10 protein-coding genes are annotated in these 18,529 nt (G+C 61.1%); 1 reads left to right on the top strand and 9 read right to left on the bottom strand.

Annotated features, from left to right (window positions below; genetic code table 11):
* The gene (locus AC1DQ3_RS15755) at positions 1 to 1,203 is read right to left on the bottom strand and encodes a three-Cys-motif partner protein TcmP (protein ID WP_477121104.1); all 1,203 of its coding nucleotides are present in this window, start codon (positions 1,201 to 1,203) and stop codon (positions 1 to 3) included.
* 188 nt (positions 1,204 to 1,391) lie between these two features.
* Between AC1DQ3_RS15755 and tcmP the strand changes: the two genes are divergently transcribed.
* On the top strand, positions 1,392 to 2,231 hold the full coding sequence (gene tcmP, locus AC1DQ3_RS15750) for a three-Cys-motif partner protein TcmP (protein ID WP_477121103.1): 840 nt from the start codon (positions 1,392 to 1,394) through the stop codon (positions 2,229 to 2,231).
* Between the two features lie 142 nt (positions 2,232 to 2,373).
* Here tcmP and AC1DQ3_RS15745 read toward each other — a convergent pair whose 3' ends face one another.
* The 8 genes from AC1DQ3_RS15745 to AC1DQ3_RS15710 are packed head-to-tail and all read right to left on the bottom strand — an operon-like array spanning position 2,374 to position 18,513.
* Positions 2,374 to 3,093 carry an HNH endonuclease gene (locus AC1DQ3_RS15745; RefSeq protein ID WP_477121102.1) on the bottom strand — a complete coding sequence of 240 codons (720 nt, stop codon included), beginning with the start codon at positions 3,091 to 3,093 and terminating at the stop codon, positions 2,374 to 2,376.
* On the bottom strand, positions 3,090 to 3,266 hold the full coding sequence (locus AC1DQ3_RS15740) for a hypothetical protein (protein WP_477121101.1): 177 nt from the start codon (positions 3,264 to 3,266) through the stop codon (positions 3,090 to 3,092). The genes AC1DQ3_RS15745 and AC1DQ3_RS15740 overlap by 4 nt, the downstream gene beginning before the upstream one ends.
* Positions 3,263 to 3,949 (bottom strand): RNA ligase family protein, encoded by a 687-nt coding sequence (locus AC1DQ3_RS15735; RefSeq protein WP_477121100.1) that lies wholly within the window; start codon positions 3,947 to 3,949, stop codon positions 3,263 to 3,265. Before AC1DQ3_RS15735 ends, AC1DQ3_RS15740 begins: the two co-directional genes overlap by 4 nt.
* Positions 3,946 to 4,485 (bottom strand): hypothetical protein, encoded by a 540-nt coding sequence (locus AC1DQ3_RS15730; RefSeq protein WP_477121099.1) that lies wholly within the window; start codon positions 4,483 to 4,485, stop codon positions 3,946 to 3,948. Before AC1DQ3_RS15730 ends, AC1DQ3_RS15735 begins: the two co-directional genes overlap by 4 nt.
* Positions 4,478 to 5,809, bottom strand: a complete 1,332-nt coding sequence (locus tag AC1DQ3_RS15725; RefSeq protein WP_477121098.1) for an AAA family ATPase — start codon at positions 5,807 to 5,809, stop codon at positions 4,478 to 4,480. Before AC1DQ3_RS15725 ends, AC1DQ3_RS15730 begins: the two co-directional genes overlap by 8 nt.
* A 1-nt stretch (position 5,810) precedes the next feature.
* Entirely contained in the window at positions 5,811 to 10,322 is a 4,512-nt protein-coding gene (locus AC1DQ3_RS15720) for an Eco57I restriction-modification methylase domain-containing protein (protein WP_477121097.1), read from the bottom strand.
* Between the two features lie 4 nt (positions 10,323 to 10,326).
* Positions 10,327 to 13,176, bottom strand: coding sequence for a helicase-related protein (locus AC1DQ3_RS15715; protein WP_477121096.1), 2,850 nt, complete (start codon positions 13,174 to 13,176; stop codon positions 10,327 to 10,329).
* A gap of 6 nt (positions 13,177 to 13,182) precedes the next feature.
* Entirely contained in the window at positions 13,183 to 18,513 is a 5,331-nt protein-coding gene (locus AC1DQ3_RS15710; RefSeq protein WP_477121095.1) for a DEAD/DEAH box helicase, read from the bottom strand.
* Between the last annotated feature and the right edge of the window lie 16 nt (positions 18,514 to 18,529).

Here is an 18,529-nt window from a genome sequence, read left to right as displayed (position 1 = left end):
TCAGGTAAGGATTATCTGCCGCGAGTGTTCAATAACGTCCGTGGGCAGGTAAATCTTTGACGGTCGGCGCCGGCGGTCATTCTTCGTAGACACCGCGATGCTACCCGCAGCATGCATGCTCCGTAGAACTCTCTGTAGGCGCGATTCATCGGCCATGGTGTTCGAGATATTTTCCTCGAACAGCTGAGCGACGGTGACTAGCTGCCGCTTGTCGGCCAGAAGCCTTCCGAACTGGTCGGTCAGCGCTTCCACGCATTTCTGCTCGCCGCTCTGGTCGAATAGCAGCGACGACTGCCCGCTGTAGTCTTCGTCCCGGCGCGGGTTGTAGCCAAGCATGAAGAGGCCTGGCTCCAGTTCATGACCAAATTCGCTGGAGTGCTCCCAATGCAGGGCCTTCATGACGTCATGGGCCTTATAACGTTGGGACAAGTGCACAAGCCAGTAGCTCCACGAATTCGAGGCCAGCGGTCGAACAAAGAACAGCGTCATAAACCGTGCGCCTGTTTCAACCTTGATACCATGAGCGATGTGCCGTTGAAGCGATGTGCGCCAGTCCTGCTCTGTCCTCAAGCTTTTCAACCGTTCCCATGGGATGTATTGCTCTAGGTCAATAGCTCGTACTGGTTTGCGGTTCTTTTCGCTGTCGCTGAGGAATGTCATGAGCGAGTCGACGTTGAAGGTGAGGATGACCTCAGCTCCAGGAAGCTCCGACATCAGCCACCGTATCGTGCGCATCGGCACAGCGTGATAATTGTATTGGTCGAGCAAGAATATGGAGCGACAACCATTCCGGCGCGCTTTGATTCGCGCAACGATGTGCGGCAGTTCGTCGAGGAAGCTGGAGTTGCGTAGCTGAACCCTCTGGTAGTCGTTGTCCGCTATCGCTCCTTCCGCACGTCGCTTTGCGAGATGCTGGTGAAGATACTGGGCAGACTCATTCTTCTTCTCGACGAAGAAAAATTCGGCGTCCACTTCCCGTGGGGTGATAGTTCTGCCAACGTTAATTTTCGCTCGCGCTTCGTGGACGGCTCGCAGCATAAGCAACGGTGTCCCATCAATTGAGCCACCTCCGGTCTCGCTGAGGTACTCCCCGCCACCCGCGAAACCATCGACTAGCGACAAAGTGACCTTTGGGATGATGGCTTGGGACATTACCGTCTCGATGTAGCGGCTCACGTAGCTCTCGATAATCGAATGCTTCACGGCGCTATGCTGGTCGAGGACTGGTGGGGGAAGCCCAACGTGCCACTCATACTTGTCGTCAGTCTTGGCCATAAGGTGTATTTTTGGGGCCTCGGTTTTTTGCAAGATTAACAGGTTTTGGACCGGCCATCGAACAACTTGGGATACTCTTTGAACCCACATACAAGCGCTAAAAGGGAGTTGGAAGCGTGAAACTGAAAAAGACAGAAGAGCGTCTCTTCGACCCTGACGATGGTCTGCCCGTTATGAAAGTGGGTGCATGGTCAGAAGAGAAACATGTTGCGCTCTCGCGCTATATCGATTCTGCCCGGAAGGCTCGTGCAAAGTGGGGGTACGCCTCGTTCATCGACCTTTTCGCCGGGCCTGGGCGCGTCCTGAATCGGGATTCAAAAGCTATATCCGACGGTGGTGTTCTTTCGGCATGGCGTATGTCGCAGCGGGGAGGGGCGCCGTTCAACGAGCTTTTCATCGGAGACCTTGATGCGGAATCCGTGCTCGCATGTGAGAAGCGCTTGGTTGCAGCGGGAGCATCCGTGCGAACCCTCGTTGGCAGTGCCGCTAAGACCGTCGATGAAGTTTTGGCGGCATTGCCGAAGGGACTGCATTTCGCCTTTCTTGACCCATTCAGCATAGAGCATCTCGATTTCGAGATTATTCGCAAGCTCTCGTCGCGTCCCAACATCGACATCCTCATCCACTTCAGTGTGATGGACGTTCAACGCAACGTTGGCGGCGACTTCAAGTTGTCCAGCTCACGGCTGGATGCTGCAGCGCCGGGGTGGAGAGACAATTTGAACCTGGATGTAGTGCCGAAGCACGAGCGGGTCAATGCATATCTGCAGTATTGGGAATCACTCGTATCCAACCTGACGACAATGCAGGTAGCGCAGAGCAAACCACTGTTTGTCAACATGAACCGGGGCCCGCTCTATCGGCTCATTCATCTCAGCCGACATCCATTGGCCCAGAAGCTCTGGAATACGGCCGCAATGCCAAACTCGCCGCAGCAATTGCTTCCGGGCTTCTGACGTAGTTGACGCCTAGTGCGCGACATATTGGAAGAAGCTGCTGCGAAGCGTCCGAGGCGCGCCGACGTCAATTCGTATCCGCCAGCACGCGTGCAACTGCTTCAATCTGTTTGGGCGAAAAAGGCGCGAAGTGTCCATGATTTCAAGATGCCTTGCGAAGCTCGTTGGTTCGGTGGAATGTCAGGTATGGCACATGGGCTGGCTTGAGATTACGAATCGTCCATTCCGACGAGACCCCCAGTTGGGCTCTAGCAGCATATGGCAAGGCCTCGGACATGAGTAGGCCACCCTGGTCCGAGAATGAAATCCAACCGCCATCGAACAGCGCGTCAATGTGGGGAGCGAGCAGAAGCCCATTGAAAACGTCCAGCCTCTCGTCGTCGTTTTGGCATTTGGCCCAAGGCTTGATGTGTGACGCTCGCAGCAAGGCAGGCACGGCGAGGCCAGTGACGCAACAACGCCCCAGCCAGTAATCCATCAGTGCATTTCGAAACAGGTCTTGCCCTACACGCTGTACGAGCAGGCGCTCGGCTTCGGTGGTTTGCGGCAGGTGCAGCTTCTCGCGTCGGAACTGGTCGGCCACGCGGTTGGGCATGGTTCTGGCGATGGCCGAAGCGCATTGGAGTGTGGCATAGAGGTGGTCGAGGTCGGCCACAGCGATGGCACCGCCGTCAGCGCCATCGAGCAGTTCCGCAGCCGAAGCTGAGACGCGGAATCGGCCTCCGTCGGCATACACAACAATCGCTTCTGGAAACTGGGCCGAACGCAGCGCCAGCCCGCCATCATCCTGCAACGCGGGCGTGCGCTCAAAGCCGCAATCTGCAGCGGCCTTCTCCAGGCGAAGGCGCTCCAGCGGAGTCATGCCACGCCACCTGATAACTTCTCGTACGCAGCGCGAATCACGCGGCCAATGAGCGGCTGACGAGCGGTCAAGAACTCGCCGTAGCCCATGCTCCACCGGCTCTCAGGCCGGCCTAGATGGCTGATGAGGCTGTTCAGTATGTACTGCACCTCTTTGTACAGGGTGTCGGTCATTCAATCTCCCTCCGTCTGTTCCACTCAAGCGCCCGGGTGCGCCAGTGGCTCTCTATGCTCTGTGTGAAGTCTGCGCGAACCAGCTTCGCCCGGGTCTTGAGCCAAGCGTCATCCTCCGAGCGGACCACCACACCTTCCAGCGGACCTGTTGAAAACGCGCTACTGCCTTCCTGCAGCATTCGCTCCAGGCTGCTGAGCGAGAGCTTGCCTCGGTCCAGTGTCGGCACGGTGGATATACCCAGGTCGACCGCCCACTGATTACGTCGCGCGGTCGACCAAAATCGCCGCTCGCTCCGGTCGTAGACATCAAAAAGCAACCACCAATCCGGCAGATGGTTGTAGCTCAGTGAATGCCGTGCTGCACACCACTCACCGAAGGCAATCAGGTCTGAACCCAGCGCCTCGATAAGCTCTTCCTCATGCGCGGGCATCCATGAGCGCAAACGGCTGAACTGGCCAGTGTAGGGCGCCATCAAGTAGTGGCTGCGGTTTTGAGCCTGGAGCTCGCCGTTAGCGGAGACCGAGAACCCCAGATTGGCACCGTCTAGCTTCTCCTCGACGACCACGTCCAACGCCAGCAGCTCGCGCGCCTCTCCAGCCGAGAGAACCTTGTCGTCTCGTGGCTCACCGTCACCGAGCCAAGTCAGGTGCGGGGTGTGTGGGAAGCGGAACAGTTTCTTCACGCCTTCCTAGCCTTCTTTTCCGTCCACTTCTCGTGCAACCAGTCATCGAGAAGATGTTCGGTTTCCACACCTGCCGCCTTCAAGGCGTCGGCGCAGTCCAGCCAATCGGTATCGCAGGCGTTGGTGAGCTTGCAGGGGCGAGCGTCGTCACCCACTGCCATCGCAGACGCGACCATCTTCCGGTCCTCCAAGTCAGTCACCCTTTCCGCCAAGGCGGGAGGCAGCACAGCATGACAGTGCTCATCGACTTCGATGCCGACCCAAATCACCTCGCTCTTGTCTCGTTTGTGCATCAGTGCGAGCCAGCCGTAGTCTTGCTCGGTAAGCTTGTTCCGATACTCAGTGCAGATGTGCCAATCCCAATCCAGCACAGCATGGCGCTGCGGGTCGTTCTCGAATGCCTCCATCCAGACCAGCACTTGTTCTCGAAGCTGGGCTTCGTTGACGGGCGTTTCGTTTTCGGGGAAAGGTGACGTGGCGTGCGCAGCGCTGGCCAGGATGAGAACATTGGTATCCACCACGCGGCTTTCAGGCATTGCTGGCCGCCTTCCGCATGCGCTCTGCACGCGCTTTGGCCTGCTCTCTTGCCTCGCCGGCCGAATCTCCGAAGAACTGTTCTGGCCAGGGCTTGATGGTTCCAAACGGGTCCACCTCGAGCCACTGCAGATTGGCCGCCTTTCCCTCTCGCTCAACGTAATACATGCGAAGGTCTTTGGTTCTCACCATTTCGCGCGCTACCAGGGTCTGCATGCGGCGCAGGAGCTGTTCAGAATGCGTCTCAACGATGAACTGGACACCTCGGTCCTGACTGACCGACGCCAGCATCTCGGCCAATTCTGTCTGTGCCACGGGGTGCAAGTGGCTCTCAGGCTCTTCGACCATGACGATGCTGCCCCGCCCGGCAAAGAGTGCCGCAACCACCACTGGCAACACCTGAGACACGCCCACACCTACATCTTTCAGGTTGGACACCTCGCCGTTGTTCACCACCAGCAATTCATAGCGCGCAGACCGCCCGAGCTGGCGCACCTGCAGGTCATCCGCTAGGCCCATGCGGCTCAGCCATTGGGCGGTGCCGGTGAACAGCCCAGCAGCGTCGGGTAGAGGCAAACCGCGCTTGGCCGCATCTTGTTTGGCCACGCCGCTGGCAATCAAAGCGTCGACGGCCCGGGTTCCATCGTCACCGATGGAACCGGGTGTACGGCCATTCCAGACGTAGTCGCGCTGCGCCAAGCGCCGAACCGGCCCAAGGTAAATGACACGTGCCAGTTCGTCCAGCAGCATGGGGCCCACTGACAAGATACGGTCCGCGTCGGCCCCAAGCGCTTGCGCCGCTGAGTCTGAGAACGAGAACGACCGCTGCGGCTTGAATGCTAGGGATTGCTTGGACCAGTAACGTGCACTCTCCGGCAGCAACTTGTAGGCTCCATGCCTGCCCAACTGCGCAGTGAAACCCCGCCCGGCGCTGCCAATGCGCAGGTAGGCCAAATCGGCGCTACCGCCCCGGCCTTGCACATACCGAGCCGTGAACGTTCCCGCCTCTCCGCCAGGTTCCCCGGCCCGCCAGCCAAACTCAATGCCAATCTGTGTGGCCTTGACCGCCTCGGTGGCGGCGCCGTGGCGACACAACACGTCTGCAAACTGCCCGAGCACGACGGAGTCGCCGGAGTCTGGATTGCCAAAGTTCAGGTCGAGGTTCGGGTCCTGGCTTTTCACAGTCTGGCGCAGCAGCAACAGGCTCTGGATGAGGCTGGACTTACCGGAGGAGTTGGTGCCGAACACCAGCGTCAGCGGCGCCAACTGCATCTGGCCAGTGGAGCGCCAAATCTTGAAGTTGTTGAGCTTGATGTGGGTCAACATGTCAGCGAGCCTCTCCTTGCTCAAGGCTGTCCCAAGCCTCCAGCACCAAGCGTTGGGTACGGTACTCCCCGAACTCCCGCATCTCGCTGTTCTTGAGCACGCGGAAGGTTTCGCTGGGGTAGTCGGGTCCCATTACGTCGGCGGGGTCGAGGATATAGCGCAACTCTTCGCGGGTCAGTCCGTAGAGGCGCGCGTAGTAGGCGTCCAGCTCGGCGCGCAGATGTACGCGGCGCTCGGGGTCCCATGCGAAGGGCTGACCCCGTTCGGGCGCGGGGCGGGGGTCGTAGGCGGCTAGGTCATCGGCCCAGGGGCGCAGGTCGTGGGCGGTGTAGGTGAGTTCGAGGACGCGGGGAACGATGAAGGCCAGTTCCACTGGTCGATACACGCTTGGCGGCAAATGCGTGATTTGCTTCTTGACGTGGTATTTCAGGTGCGTTCCGCCCACCTTTTGCCGCGCGACGAAGTCATGAACCAGGGAGCACTGGTCAGCCAGTAGTCCAGCCAACTTTGAGCCATGCTTTGGGTCAGGAAACATCAAGAGCACCGTATCACCAGTGGCCACCCGCGGAATTACCGATGCAATCACCGTCCGCTCGTCCGTGCTGCGGCAGATGTCCCGCCATCCCATCAACCACCGAGGGCTGCGCCGGTCCATCCACTCGTTGAGCAGGTCGAGCAACGCGGGGGCCAGACGTGGGGCGCGAAGCGCTGCGGCCAGGCGGTCAAGTTCGACGTCGTCCAGTCTCGCATCGCCGTTCTGTCCAGCCCACTTCGGGAACTCGGCGAGCGCCTTCTTCGTCGTCAGGCCAGTACCCTGCAACACTTCATACAGGCGACGGAAGCGTGTGCGTAACGCGTTTTCTGCGGGCGCTATGTGCGGCAGGACCTGCTGGTGCATCCAGCCGCTACCTGCCGACGGCGTGCCGGCAGCACGGGTGAAGAGTTCGCCGGCCACCCAGGCAGCCAGCGCCGCAAGCAGGTCAGCTAGCGCTTCGTCGGCCTGCGCCGAGGCCGGGTCAACATCGGCTGCATGCAGCGCGAGCCAGCCCCTAGTCACACGCACCGGCACGCGCGCGATGCGGGCCAGTACTTCCCGTTCAGGCACCCAATAGCGCGGGCGCACGGTGTAGGTCGGGTCGGCCTTCTGCGTGGAGCTTACATCGGTAGTTTCCAGGCCACTCGGCTTGTCGGGCGCGTCGACATAAGTGGCCCAGCGGTGGTCGAACTGATGAATCATCTTGGCCTCGTACAACGGAAGGCAGCACGGCGCGTTGGCCGGGCTCGATTCACTGCTGGGCTGGTCAAGGAACAGACCGCTATCGTTCGCCATATCCAGCATGCGCTGGAACCTGATTCCCCAGGGGTTGGTCTCGGCCTCAAGCAGTCCTCCCTCGGGACCAAATTGCGCTTCGCGGATAAGGACCGGCGCGGCGCGGTAGAGTTTCTTGGTCAGCTCGGCATCGCGTTCGCTGCGAAAGACCGGGCAGGTGCGTGTGTTGGGGTTGATGAGCGCGAACTCGCTGGGCGCCAGCCGGAAGTGGCGACGTGGGTCATAAAGCTGAGGCACCTGCGTGGCAAAGCAAACGAACTCGGCTTCGGGCGCCGCTCCCAGGGTGAGCAGCGAGAACTTATAGCTGCGGTGCACCGCCGGGAAGACAGCTTCGCCGTTCTCGAAGTCGTACAGGCTGGCCAGTTTCCCGCTGGAAGCAATATGCCCGAAATACGCCTTGGTGGAGTCGTCCGTGGCAATGCCAGTCGGCACGATGAACCCAGCGCGACCGTGCGGCGATGTGGCTTGCAAGAAGGTCTCGGCAAACAGCGCGTAGGTATTCACGTCGCCAACACCGGTTAGCGGGTAGCGCCTGCCGTCGTGTGCAAAGAGGCTGGCCGCCTCTGCGCCTCGGCGGGCAGCGATGAAGGCCTCGTACAGCGCCATCTCTGCCTTGTTCGGTGGTGTAAGCCCCTCTGCTCGCTCCAGGTCGGGATTCAGATTGTGAAGCAGGACACCTTCGCGCAGCCACTCGATGCGCTGGCTGCGCTCGGCCTTGTTCTTGGCCGTGGCCACAAGCGGACTGCGGCTGGCGAAGAACTCTTCTTCTTGTAGCTTGATTCGCTCCCAGGGTGGGTTGCCCAGCATGACCGAGAAACCACCTTTGGCCGCGACCTGCGGGAATGCCAGCCACCAATGGAAGACGCTGTACGTGCGACACAGGTACTGCGCCGCCTCTTCCATATCAGCCTTCGGCGCTTGGCCACTGAGCACACTCCACAGATAGCCAGACAGGGGCACCTGCTCACCGGTGTTCGCCAGTTTGGGCGCGACGAAAGCAGCAACGTACGTATCAGCCAAGCGCGCCAGTGTGGAGCGTTGGGCAACGGCCTGTGCTTCGCGCCATGCGGCGCGCTTGGCCGCGATGCTCTCGGGAGAGTCGTCCGACAGCGTTTCCACTGCCACCGCGTTGACGGCGAGACCCGCTTGGGTGAACAGGTCGCCGGAAGCAATGGCCTTCCAGCTCTTGAGGTCGGCCTTGTTCTGCTTCTTCAAAGCGGAGGCCACGGTCTTGTCGTCGCCAGAGAGCGCCGCGTAGGCCTCGTCGGGAATACCGTGCTCCAGCACTTTTGGGTCCAGCACGCCCAACAATGCATCGCCCACCTGAAGGTGATGGTCCACGAAGGACAAGGGGCGGTCGGGTGAGTATGCCTCCAGCCACAGCGCCGTCTTGGCCAACTGAATGGCCATAGGGTTCTTGTCCACACCAAAGATGCAGTGGCTGACCACGTCGCGCAGCGCGTGGCGGTAGTCCACGGGTGTGGGGGCGCCACCTTCACGCTCCGCCGCGGCTCGGTGCAGGGCCACTTCGTCTGCCAAGCGCCGGGCAGCGGACAGCAAGAAGTGGCCGCTGCCGCAAGCAGGGTCGCAGATGGTCAGGCCCAGCAGGGCCTCGACTGGGCGCTCAGGGTTGGCGCGAACTGTGTCCGCGATGACCGGGTCCAGAGCCGTCTTGATGAGTTCCTGAACTAGGCTGTCCGGCGTGTAGTAGCTGCCGGTCAACTTGCGAGCGTTTCCGCGGTTGCTAGGGTCCGTGTCGTCATCCCCAGTGAAAGTCAAAATCGCAGATGCTGCCTGAAACAGCATCCTTGGCTGAGGGTCTAGCTCCAGGAGGCTCTCGTACACGCTGCCCAGCTCTTCTGGACCCATGTCGCGGTAGTTGACACGGGTCAGGCTGCCGTCGGCTCGGAACCATCCCAACTGGAAAACGGCGGCCAACAACCAGCGGTTTTCTAACTGCGCGCCATCGAGCCACGCGCACTGGTCTGCATCGAAAAGGCCCCCAAGCGCAGGCAGACCAAGATGCGGTTCACCTTTAGCCAATGCGCCGAAGGTGATTGTGAGCGCTTGCCATAGGTCCGAGTGCCGGTCGTGCTGGCTGCGCCGCACAGCCCGCTCCCGCAGCCATGTCATCGAATAGCCGGACAGGTAGCGCTGCTGGACCTCGGGTGAAGCGTCGGGCGTGAAGATGAGGCGTTGCCCGCCGGTCTTGTCAATTCGGTCCTCGACGGTCGAAAGGAAGATGAGCCGATAGACCAGGCGCAGTAGTTCCTCAAAGAAGGCTTGGCGGCCAAAAGCTCCGTCTTCGCCACCCAAGCGTTGCAGGGCCGCCCGCAGCTCGCCGTTGGCGGGGTGCGAGAGGAAGCCCGTGCCAAGAGCACGCAAGGCATCGGCCACCTGGTAGCGCAGGTTGGTTCGCACGGTGACACCCGCTGCCTGGCCCGTTGCTCTCCAGCGTTCCCACACGCAGTTGGTGGGTTCACCAGGGGGGCTGCCAAATCGGCTCGCATGCGCCAGCAGCCAGAACGCTGTGAAGTCGGGGTGGAGCTCTTCGGTGAAGAGCGCCTCCAGGTCCACTTCGACATAAGCCGGGCGAGTCAGGCTGGGGTTGTCGCGCAGGATGCGCAGCGTCAAGCCGTTCGTGACGATGGCCCACAGGGAGGCATCGGAGGCATTGAGGGCCTCTTGGGTCAGCATGAAAGGGCTACGTCGACGAACCTTGCCCGTGTCCGGGTTGGTCTCGCCGAAACGCTCCGCCGGCGCATCCAGCGGCTGGTCATGTGCGCCAAAGACCAGGGGCACACGACCGCCCTCGGCGGCATGGCCAATGGCGTAGTTATGGCCAGTGCTCTCGATGACCGCACAACGGCCAATGTCTGAGAAGTGCAGCACATCCCGCATCAGAGGCAGCAAGAGCTCCCGGACGGTCACCTCATGGGCGTTAACATCGGTGCGCATGCGCAGCGCCTGAAAGTCTTTCCACAAGCTCAAGGCAATCTTGAAGTCGCGAGCAATCTCGTCGCGCAGCTTGAGGCCCTTGGAGATTCGGTATTGCGTCTCAGTCTGCTCTGTCGAAGCCGGGTCGGCCAGCGTGGTCAGGCGGGTGAGCTCGTCTGCGGGGATGAGCCCGCCTTCAATACGGATAGCTCGGTATGCCAGGGTGGTTATCTTCTTACGTGTCATGTTGTCAGGTTCCCTCGCCTTGCGTTGCAGCGGCAGGGACCAGCACGTAGACGCCCATCACGTCCACGGGCAGGCTGACGGTGACTTGGTAGGTGCCCTTCGCATCAGCAGCCTCACGCACGCGACGGTGGTCTTGCAGCAGCTCTTGGGCACGCGTTTTGGCGATTGCTTCCAGTTGCGGCTGCCATGCCGGCAGCGCGTCAAGCGCCGTTTGCAACTGGCGGTCTCGCAGGGGGGGCGGCATGTTGCGGGTGGCTTCGGTGCCCAGCAGCTCGCGAGCTTTGTCGGCAGACATCAGCTCGAACGACGCCGCTCCTGCCGAGGCCACAGCCACGGACTCCTCGCAAAGTATGAGCCGCGTCTGGCTGCCATGCGTGACACTGAGTTGGTGGCGCATGCGCAGCAGCAGAACGGTGGTCTTGACCTGGACGTTGCCGACGAAGGCAGCACCGGCACGAGCGACCGCGCTTTCATCACTGGCGCCGTTGGTGGTATCGAGCGCTCGCTCGAGCAAGGTGTCCGCCAACACCACCACCAGCGGGTGCGTACGGTGAATGAACAGTGCGCCCTGTGCAGCGGGTTGATGAAAGTCGATGCGTAACGTGCCTTCGATGCCTTCGGCACTGAGGCGTTCGCGAATAGGCTGTGGCAAGTGCTCGGTCAATAGCTTGTAGTACCCGCGAACGGGCTCCAACGGCGCGCCCAGCTTGGTGGATGCGCGACTGACGAAGCGCTCGACATCGGCCTCGCCCCCCAGCACCGCAGCCGACTTGCGCCACTCGGGCAGCACGTCCTCTGGCTTTAGGCGGCGTTGCGCGAAAATGGAGCGGTTCTGCTTGGCCTTCTCTTTGGCGCTCTGCCATGCCAATTCAATCTGCTTGGCGGGCTCGCCAAACAGGTCGAGCTGTGACTGCGCGTTGATGGCCGTGCCCTTGCGCAGCAGAACGGCATTCAGCAGCGCCTGGGTGAGCTTGCCCTCGTCATCGGGCATGGGCACTAGGACACCCAGCTCCTTGCGGATGCTCTCGGCCTTGCGCAGGATGACCTGGAGCACGGCACCGTCCACTGGGTTGTCTTCGCCATACATCATGGTGCTACGGACCTCACGGGCTTTCTGGCCGAAACGGTCTACCCGGCCTTCCCGCTGTTCATGGCGGGTGGGATTCCAACTCAGGTCGTAGTGGACGACGGAGGTAAAGAGGTTCTGAAGGTTGACGCCTTCGGACAAGCAATCCGTGGCCACCAGGATGCGGGTCTCGCTCTCGCCCAACTGTTCAACGGCGGCTTCGCGTTCGCCGGGTGTGAGCTCGCCCGTCACGGCCTTGACCGTGGCGGACTTGAACTTGTCGCGCAGATAAGCCGCTAGGTAGTGCGCCGTGGCGATGTAGCGGCAGAACACGACGGGCTGGAAGCCTTCTTTCAGCAGCAGGGCCAGGTGCTCCTGCAACTTTGCCAGCTTGGGGTCGTTTGGGCTGCCAGCCAGTGAATCGGCGGCAGCAATCAGCTCCTGGAGCCGTTGGGAGTCTTCGGTCTGCGCACCGGGCTCGATGTCATCGGTTGACAACGCGTCGTCCGTTCCGTCCAGCACACGGTCACTGGCCTGCAGTTCCAGGTCTTCGAGGCACAACGTCTCAGAATCGCCTTCTTCTGCCTGAGCACCACGCAGTCGCGTGCGCAACGAATTGACGGCGGCCGCAGGCGACGATGAGATGCAACGAAGCAAGGCCAGCGCTGCCCACCAGTTCATGCGTTGCTCGCGAAGGCCTTTTCCCTCTGCACGTTCGACGAGCTCGCGGGCATAGACCAGCACGTCGTTGAACAGTTGGCCCCAGGCTCCTGTCAAGCGATAAGTCACCTCGGCCGTCTTGCGGTCCGGGAACATGGAGGCGTCTTGCCACTCGGCGATGTCGGGGCGCCGCCTCTGGACGAAGTGGCGAGACAGTGCCTCGCGCAGGTCGCTGCGCTGGGTGCTTGCTAGGTCTTTGAGTTGCGTAAAATCGGTGCGCAGCAGGCCTAAAAGGTTGAAAAACGCCTCTTCGTCGCCGCTATGTGGCGTGGCTGTTAGCAGCACCATATGCCGGTTGGCGTCTTCGGCCAGGCCCTTGAGCAACTGATAGCGTTGTTGTCTGCCTTTTCCGCCTTGCGTGCATGTGTGTGCCTCGTCCACGATGACGAACTCGGGGCAGAAGCGCTGAAAGGCCTCGCGCCGCCGTTCGGACTTGATGTAGTCCAGGCTCACCACAGTGAACGGATGCGCGTCGAACACGGAGGTGCCGGGCGGCAGGTCACGTTCCAGCCTGTCGGCGGTGTTCGAACGCACCACCACTGCATGGATGTGGAAGCGCTCTGCCAGTTCACGCTGCCATTGCTCACACAGATGGGGCGGGCAGAGCACGGCGAGACGCTGGACTTCGCCGCGGTCAAGCAGTTCACGGGCGATGAGAGCCCCCTCGATGGTCTTGCCGATACCGACGTCGTCGGCAATCAGTAGACGCACTGTGGGCAGCTTCAGTGCCATCAACAGCGGGACGAGTTGGTAGGCCCGAGGCTCAACTGCGATGTTGCCGAAACTGCGAAAGGGACCCGCGCCACTGCGCAACTTGAGCTGCAAGGCATCCAACAGCAGTTGGCTGGCCGAGTGGTTGCGAGCCTGACTGACCGTGGGCCAAGGGAACGTCGCCGGTTGAACCGGCTGGCGCTCCAGGGGTAGGAAGATGAGGGTTTCGTCACGCTCACCGCCACCCAGGGGCCGCAGGTGCAATGTGGTGGCGTTGGACTCGGGCAGCACTATCCACTCGCGGTCGCGAGCGGAAATCAGACTTCCCGGAAGGAACTCCGGCAACGGTTCGTTCATATTGACTCAGTTCTTGCCAGGACCAAACAGGTCCGTGTTGCGCTTGAATATGTCGGGCCAGGCCGCAGTCTCTTTGGGGAACCGCACGACCAGGTAGCCCATTTCATCGAGCTTGCGATTGATGTCGGCGTCCATTTGCTTCTGGCCTTCAGCATCGTGATGAGGGCCGTCGACGAAGACCGCCAGATGGAGGTCTTCGTAGAAGAAGTCTGCGCAAGCGCCTGCAGCGGCAATCGTGTGTTGGCCGCGGTCCGGCTTGTGGTAGCCGTTGTCTGTGACATGAGCCAGCCAGGCCTGCTCTAGGCTGCTGCCTGCCGTGCGTGATAGCTCGGCGTCATGCTGCTCAGGCGCACGACCTTGCGTGCCTTGTGCTGTGCTGGCCAACGTCACGCGGCAAAGGATGTCTAGCAGCAGGCCACCGGCATCCTTGTCTTTGCGGTCGATGAGCGTGTGGTCCGGCTGGTTGTAGTAGGACAGCAAGCATCGGTAGCAGCCAGCCTCGCATAGCGGCTGGCCATCGGCATCACGCTCTTCGTCTAAAGTCTTGCGCAACCAGGGTTGGCCGGGTGCGGGGGGCAGAAAGTGCATTACCTCCATGGCTTTGGCTGCCACTTCAGCCATGGCGGTTGGCTCGGTCGCCAGGCGCGTCAGCACCCCGGCGCCACCCTCAGCCGCTTCGAAGAAGAGGATGGACCGGCGGTTGTCGCGCGTTGGGAGGGGCTCAGCCATCAACTCGCTCTCTTCGAGTTGATACACCGCCTCGATGCCACGTTTCAAAGCGTATTGCAGCGTGGTCAGCGTCTCTGCGGACAGAACACCAAGCCTGTAATGCGGTCGTACGATGAGGATGTTGCGCCGGTCTTCGACATAGGGAACGATGCGCTGCGGCGGCGTCTTGTCGGGTGGCGCATCGCCTTCCGTTTCAGACTCACCGTTGCCATCGTCGACGCCACCGACCCAGTGCCCCGTCACGGGATTCATCATGAAGCCCTGGATGGCTTTCTCCTTGCGGCGTCGCCATCCGAAGTTCATGCGCCAGACGGTGGCTGCGGGGCCGTACTGCAGCTCCAGCAAGGGACCCTGGCCATCACTCGCGACCGTGGTGACCAACTGTAGCTTGCCGTCTGATTCAGCAAACTGCAGCGTTGTCTGCATCTCGTAGCCTTGTCGAACGCGCTCCTCCTCGTTGGCGGTGATGCGCTCGGCTCGTTTGGTGGAGACGTTCTCGATGCGATAGAGGTTCTTGACCTCTTGGGCGCCGTCCAGCGATGCCCCGCAAGAGACGCAGCGGTCTGCATCGCGCTGCGAGCGGAAGTGACCGTAGCCACATGCAGGGCACAAGCGTGCAACCTCCGTAGGAAGACGGGCGCCGTCGCTGACCTGGTCTTGCCCAGTGATGGTCAGTAGGGCCTTGGTTACCCGGTATTGACTGCCCTCGTGGTAGATGAGGCTATACGGACCGAACTCGCCGAGCGCCAGGAAACGCGGACGTGACAGGAACCTCTCTCGGCCAATGTGCCCGCGGCGAGCTGGCAGGTAGGCAAGCAGGGGCAGCCTAGGGAAGTTATAGCCGGGCAGGAAGCCCTGGCTGGCCATGTAGCGGTAGGTGTAGAAATCGCTATTGAAGGCGCTGTCACCAGCAAGCAGCAGGTCTCGCTGCTTGCGGGCTTCGTTGTGGCGCTGCTGGGCTTCACGCCGTTCCCGTTCGCTTGCCGCCGGGTTGTTCTCAATTTTGAAGTTCAAGTCAATGGCTTGAGCGGTGGCGCGATAGAGGTCGCGCCAGCGTTGCAGCGCTGCATCGAACTCGATGTACGAACGCTGGAAAACGGTCTCGGCCCATTGTTCACTGAACCATGGCGCCTTTTGCGGCGTGAGCTCGTCCTTCAGCATGCCCAGTACCTTGAGGCCGCGCTTGTGAGCGCGCAGCTTCGCCTCAGGTTTGTCAAGGTCCGAAGTCATCTCCTCGGTGAGGGGAAGCTTCGCTGGCCGGTTCATGTCCAGCAGGTCGCGCACGCTGTTGCCGAGCTTCTTGCCCGTCTCTGCCAGCCAGATGGCGTGCATGTGGCTCTTGATGAGTTCAAGGTTCGCCAAGTCCAGCGTAGGCGCATTCACCTGACCATGAACCATGCGGACAGGGTCACGGAAGTAGTACTGGTCGTGCGGGCTCTGCGCCGCGCAGTAGGTGATGACTAGGGCCGGTTGGCCTGCTCGACCCGCACGGCCGCTCCGCTGCGCGTAGTTGGCCGGCGTGGGCGGCACGTTGCGCATGTAAACTGTGTTCAGCGAGGAGATGTCGACGCCCAGCTCCATGGTGGGCGAACAGAACAGGACTGGCAGCCACTCCAGCGCCGTGCCTGTCTTCGCCTGCCATTCAGCTTTGTCCTTGTCGGTGAAGCGGAAGCGGGCTTCGCGCTCCAGCCGGTCGTCCTGCTCCACTTGGGCTGTGTGTTCACGGGCCTCGAAGTCAAACAGCTGATGAACCGGGCTGTCCAGCAGCGCCGCGATGTTCTGATACAACCCGCGGAAGAACGGGTTATCGTCGGCCYGGCGGGCGCTTTGGCCGGACCCTCGCGTCCATACGAGCGCGGAGCCATTCAGCTGCCAACCGGTCAGACCGACATCGGTCTCCTCTTTGCGAACCAGACCGTAGGACTCGGCCGCTTTCAACAGAGCTGCGATGACATCTGGATAGGTTTGGTCATTGACTTGCCTGTAGTACGGGTTGGCGCCTCCCCAGGTGCTGCCTTTGCGGAGGTCCTTGCCAAGGCGGGAGCGGCTGGAGCCGATGACGAGAAAATCGTCCACGTTCTGGCGCCGCCCTTTGCGGTCCGTCTCTTCGCGCGGACGCGTCGTGACGAACCACTTGGCGGATTGCGGGCGCTCGTCTTCAGTGAAGCCCCAAGGCTCACAGAGGTTGGCATAGCTCTGTGTGCGCAACTGCTCCAGCTCAGTACGGTCGAGATACCGCGTGGCTATACAAAGCCCCTGCCGCATGAAGTCGAACAGAGCCCGCAGTACAGTGGCACGTTCTGCGGGACGTGCGGCCTGCAGCACCTGAGGAGCACCAGACCATTCATCGTCATCGGCCGCGAGGTCGTCGATGTCCTGATAGTCGATGCGAATCAGCCCCAACTGCTCGAGGTTGGGGTTGTTGAATCGCCAGCCGCGGCGAAGGTCAAAGTAGCTGCGATAGCCCAGGATGCCGCGCATGGCCTCTTGCACTTGGCGTCGCGTATTGCCCTTGACCTCCGGCTGCTGCATGTACTCGGCACGCACGCCAAGGTCATCACGGTGGAAGCCCAGCGCTTCGAAAACGGCATTGGCAACCTCTTTCTCGCTCAACACCTTCGACGTAGACTTCTCAACCGCGGATAGCAACGCAGAGCGCGTCAGAAGGACTTGCAGGAAGTCGTTGAAATGCCCCGCCTGCAATGCGGCGTCTTGTCGGTTGTCGGAAAAGCCCAGGACCTTCTTCGCGTCGGGTGTCAGTTGCTGGTCTTGCTCATAGAGATAGCGTAGCGCTGACACAGTGAGCATCGTGGTGGCGGAACTACGGCCCTCGCCAGACAGGGACGTCAACCGCAGAGCATCCTTGCCGGACGTGGTGTGGGTCGTGCCACACACCGGACAGAAGCGGAAAGCCCCTGGGATGAACCACGCATCCAAGCCTAGTTCACCTGTGACGACGCCATCGGGGCGCACTTTGACGGCCTGAGGAAGGAACTTGCGTTTATCCGACTTAACGCGCCACTCCCCATCCGCACGCTCTTCGCCCCATCCTTCTGGGTAGCGCTCGGGGTCGGCCGGGTCCCAGCCCTCCAAACCCGGAAGCAGGAAGCCGAACTTGACTTGTTCGTCGTCGTGCTGCCGCTCTTCAATCCTGCGCACGTTGAAGGTGCGGCCTTCCGGACTCTCGGCGTCCCAAACTGGCATGTACTCCTGGCCGCAATCCCTACAGAAGTGGACGTGGAAATAGCGGCGGATGCGGTTGGTGTCCCCCGAGACAAACTGCTGACCTTCGAGGGTGATGGCACGGCGGCGCGATGCTTCCAAAGTTGCATAGACCTTGCCACCGCCGGCAATGAACTGGTGCAGCTTGAAAGCGAAGAGCGACTTGCCTGCATCATCCTGGATAGCGTAAGCAAGCAACATGAACTTCTGCATATAGCCCAGGCAGGTGCCGACGGGCTCTCCCGATGCCTCGTGCAGCAGTCGCGCGGCCTCCGCCAATGTCCGGGGACGCGCCCGCCTCGGCTTGTCATCCTCATAGGTCAGGCCGAGGGTCAGCTCCACCCAGACCGACACAGGATGCGACGCCAGTGAAGCAAAGTCAGCCGTCTCGGGAACGCCCACACGAATGGCGTCAGCCAAGCGAGTTGAGACCGTTGCGATGGTCTCTTCTTCAGGCGTGGTGCGCCGAAGCGTCTCAGTGATAATGTTGCGGTCGGTGATGCTCGTACCGAACAGCCGTGAGGCGACCTTTGCCACGACGGCGTTTCTTGCCATTTGGGTGCCTTCGGTGGCCATCGTGGCCGAGGTACCTATGCAGATAAGGTTCTCTGCCAAGGCTTCACGCACACGGCGAACCAGCAAGGCCACGTCCGCACCCTGTCGGCCCCGGTAGGTGTGGAGCTCGTCCAACACTAGAAAGCGCAAGCCCTTGGCATTGCGCATCACAGCCTTGTCGATGTCGTTCTGCCTGGTCATCAGCAGTTCGAGCATCATGAAGTTGGTTAGCAGGATGTCCGGCGGGTTGGCCGCCATGGCTTGCCGCTCTTCATCGGACTCCTGGCCGGTGTAGCGACCGAAAGTCACTGCCCGCTCTGCGAGACTCGAACCCAGAAATTTTTTCAGCTCCTCCAACTGGGAGTTAGCCAAAGCGTTCATCGGATAAATGACGATAGCCCTGGTCTTGGGTGTCGGGTCGACGGCCTTGGCTTTGAGGCACGCGTCGACGATGGGAATGAAGTAGCTGAGAGACTTGCCGGAACCTGTACCGGTGGTCAGCACATAGCTTTCGCCGGCGGCAGCCAGGCTAATGGCTTCCGCTTGATGCTTGTGCAGCGGCAAGGAGACTCCAGCCGATGAAGGCGATTTGCCAAGGCGGAAGATGTCGGCGCACTGGGCGCTCAGTTGACCGGCGGCGACGAACTCCTCGACCGTTCCACCAGACTTGAAGTTCGGGTTGATTTGGATGAGCGGCTCCGGCCAGTACTTCTGGCTGGCGTATTGCTCATTGACGTAGTCCCGAATGTCGTCGGCTCGGATGCGCGTGAAGCTACGCGTGAACTGTTCGTATTCGGCAACAATGTGCTCGCGAAACTGAAAGACGTCCATCTACTCTCCCCCCCGG

Source organism: Cupriavidus sp. 01T418, assembly GCF_056398885.1.
The sequence above is the reverse complement of the archived record's forward strand: the minus strand, read 5'-3'. Positions and strand labels throughout refer to the sequence as shown.

Excerpts from the sequence above, each read along its gene's own strand:
- AC1DQ3_RS15745 (WP_477121102.1), bottom strand. The coding sequence starts at position 3,093 with ATGACTCCGCTGGAGCGCCTTCGCCTGGAGAAGGCCGCTGCAGATTGC.
- AC1DQ3_RS15740 (WP_477121101.1), bottom strand. The coding sequence starts at position 3,266 with ATGACCGACACCCTGTACAAAGAGGTGCAGTACATACTGAACAGCCTC.
- AC1DQ3_RS15730 (WP_477121099.1), bottom strand. The coding sequence starts at position 4,485 with ATGCCTGAAAGCCGCGTGGTGGATACCAATGTTCTCATCCTGGCCAGC.
- AC1DQ3_RS15725 (WP_477121098.1), bottom strand. The coding sequence starts at position 5,809 with ATGTTGACCCACATCAAGCTCAACAACTTCAAGATTTGGCGCTCCACT.
- AC1DQ3_RS15720 (WP_477121097.1), bottom strand. The coding sequence starts at position 10,322 with ATGACACGTAAGAAGATAACCACCCTGGCATACCGAGCTATCCGTATT.
- AC1DQ3_RS15715 (WP_477121096.1), bottom strand. The coding sequence starts at position 13,176 with ATGAACGAACCGTTGCCGGAGTTCCTTCCGGGAAGTCTGATTTCCGCT.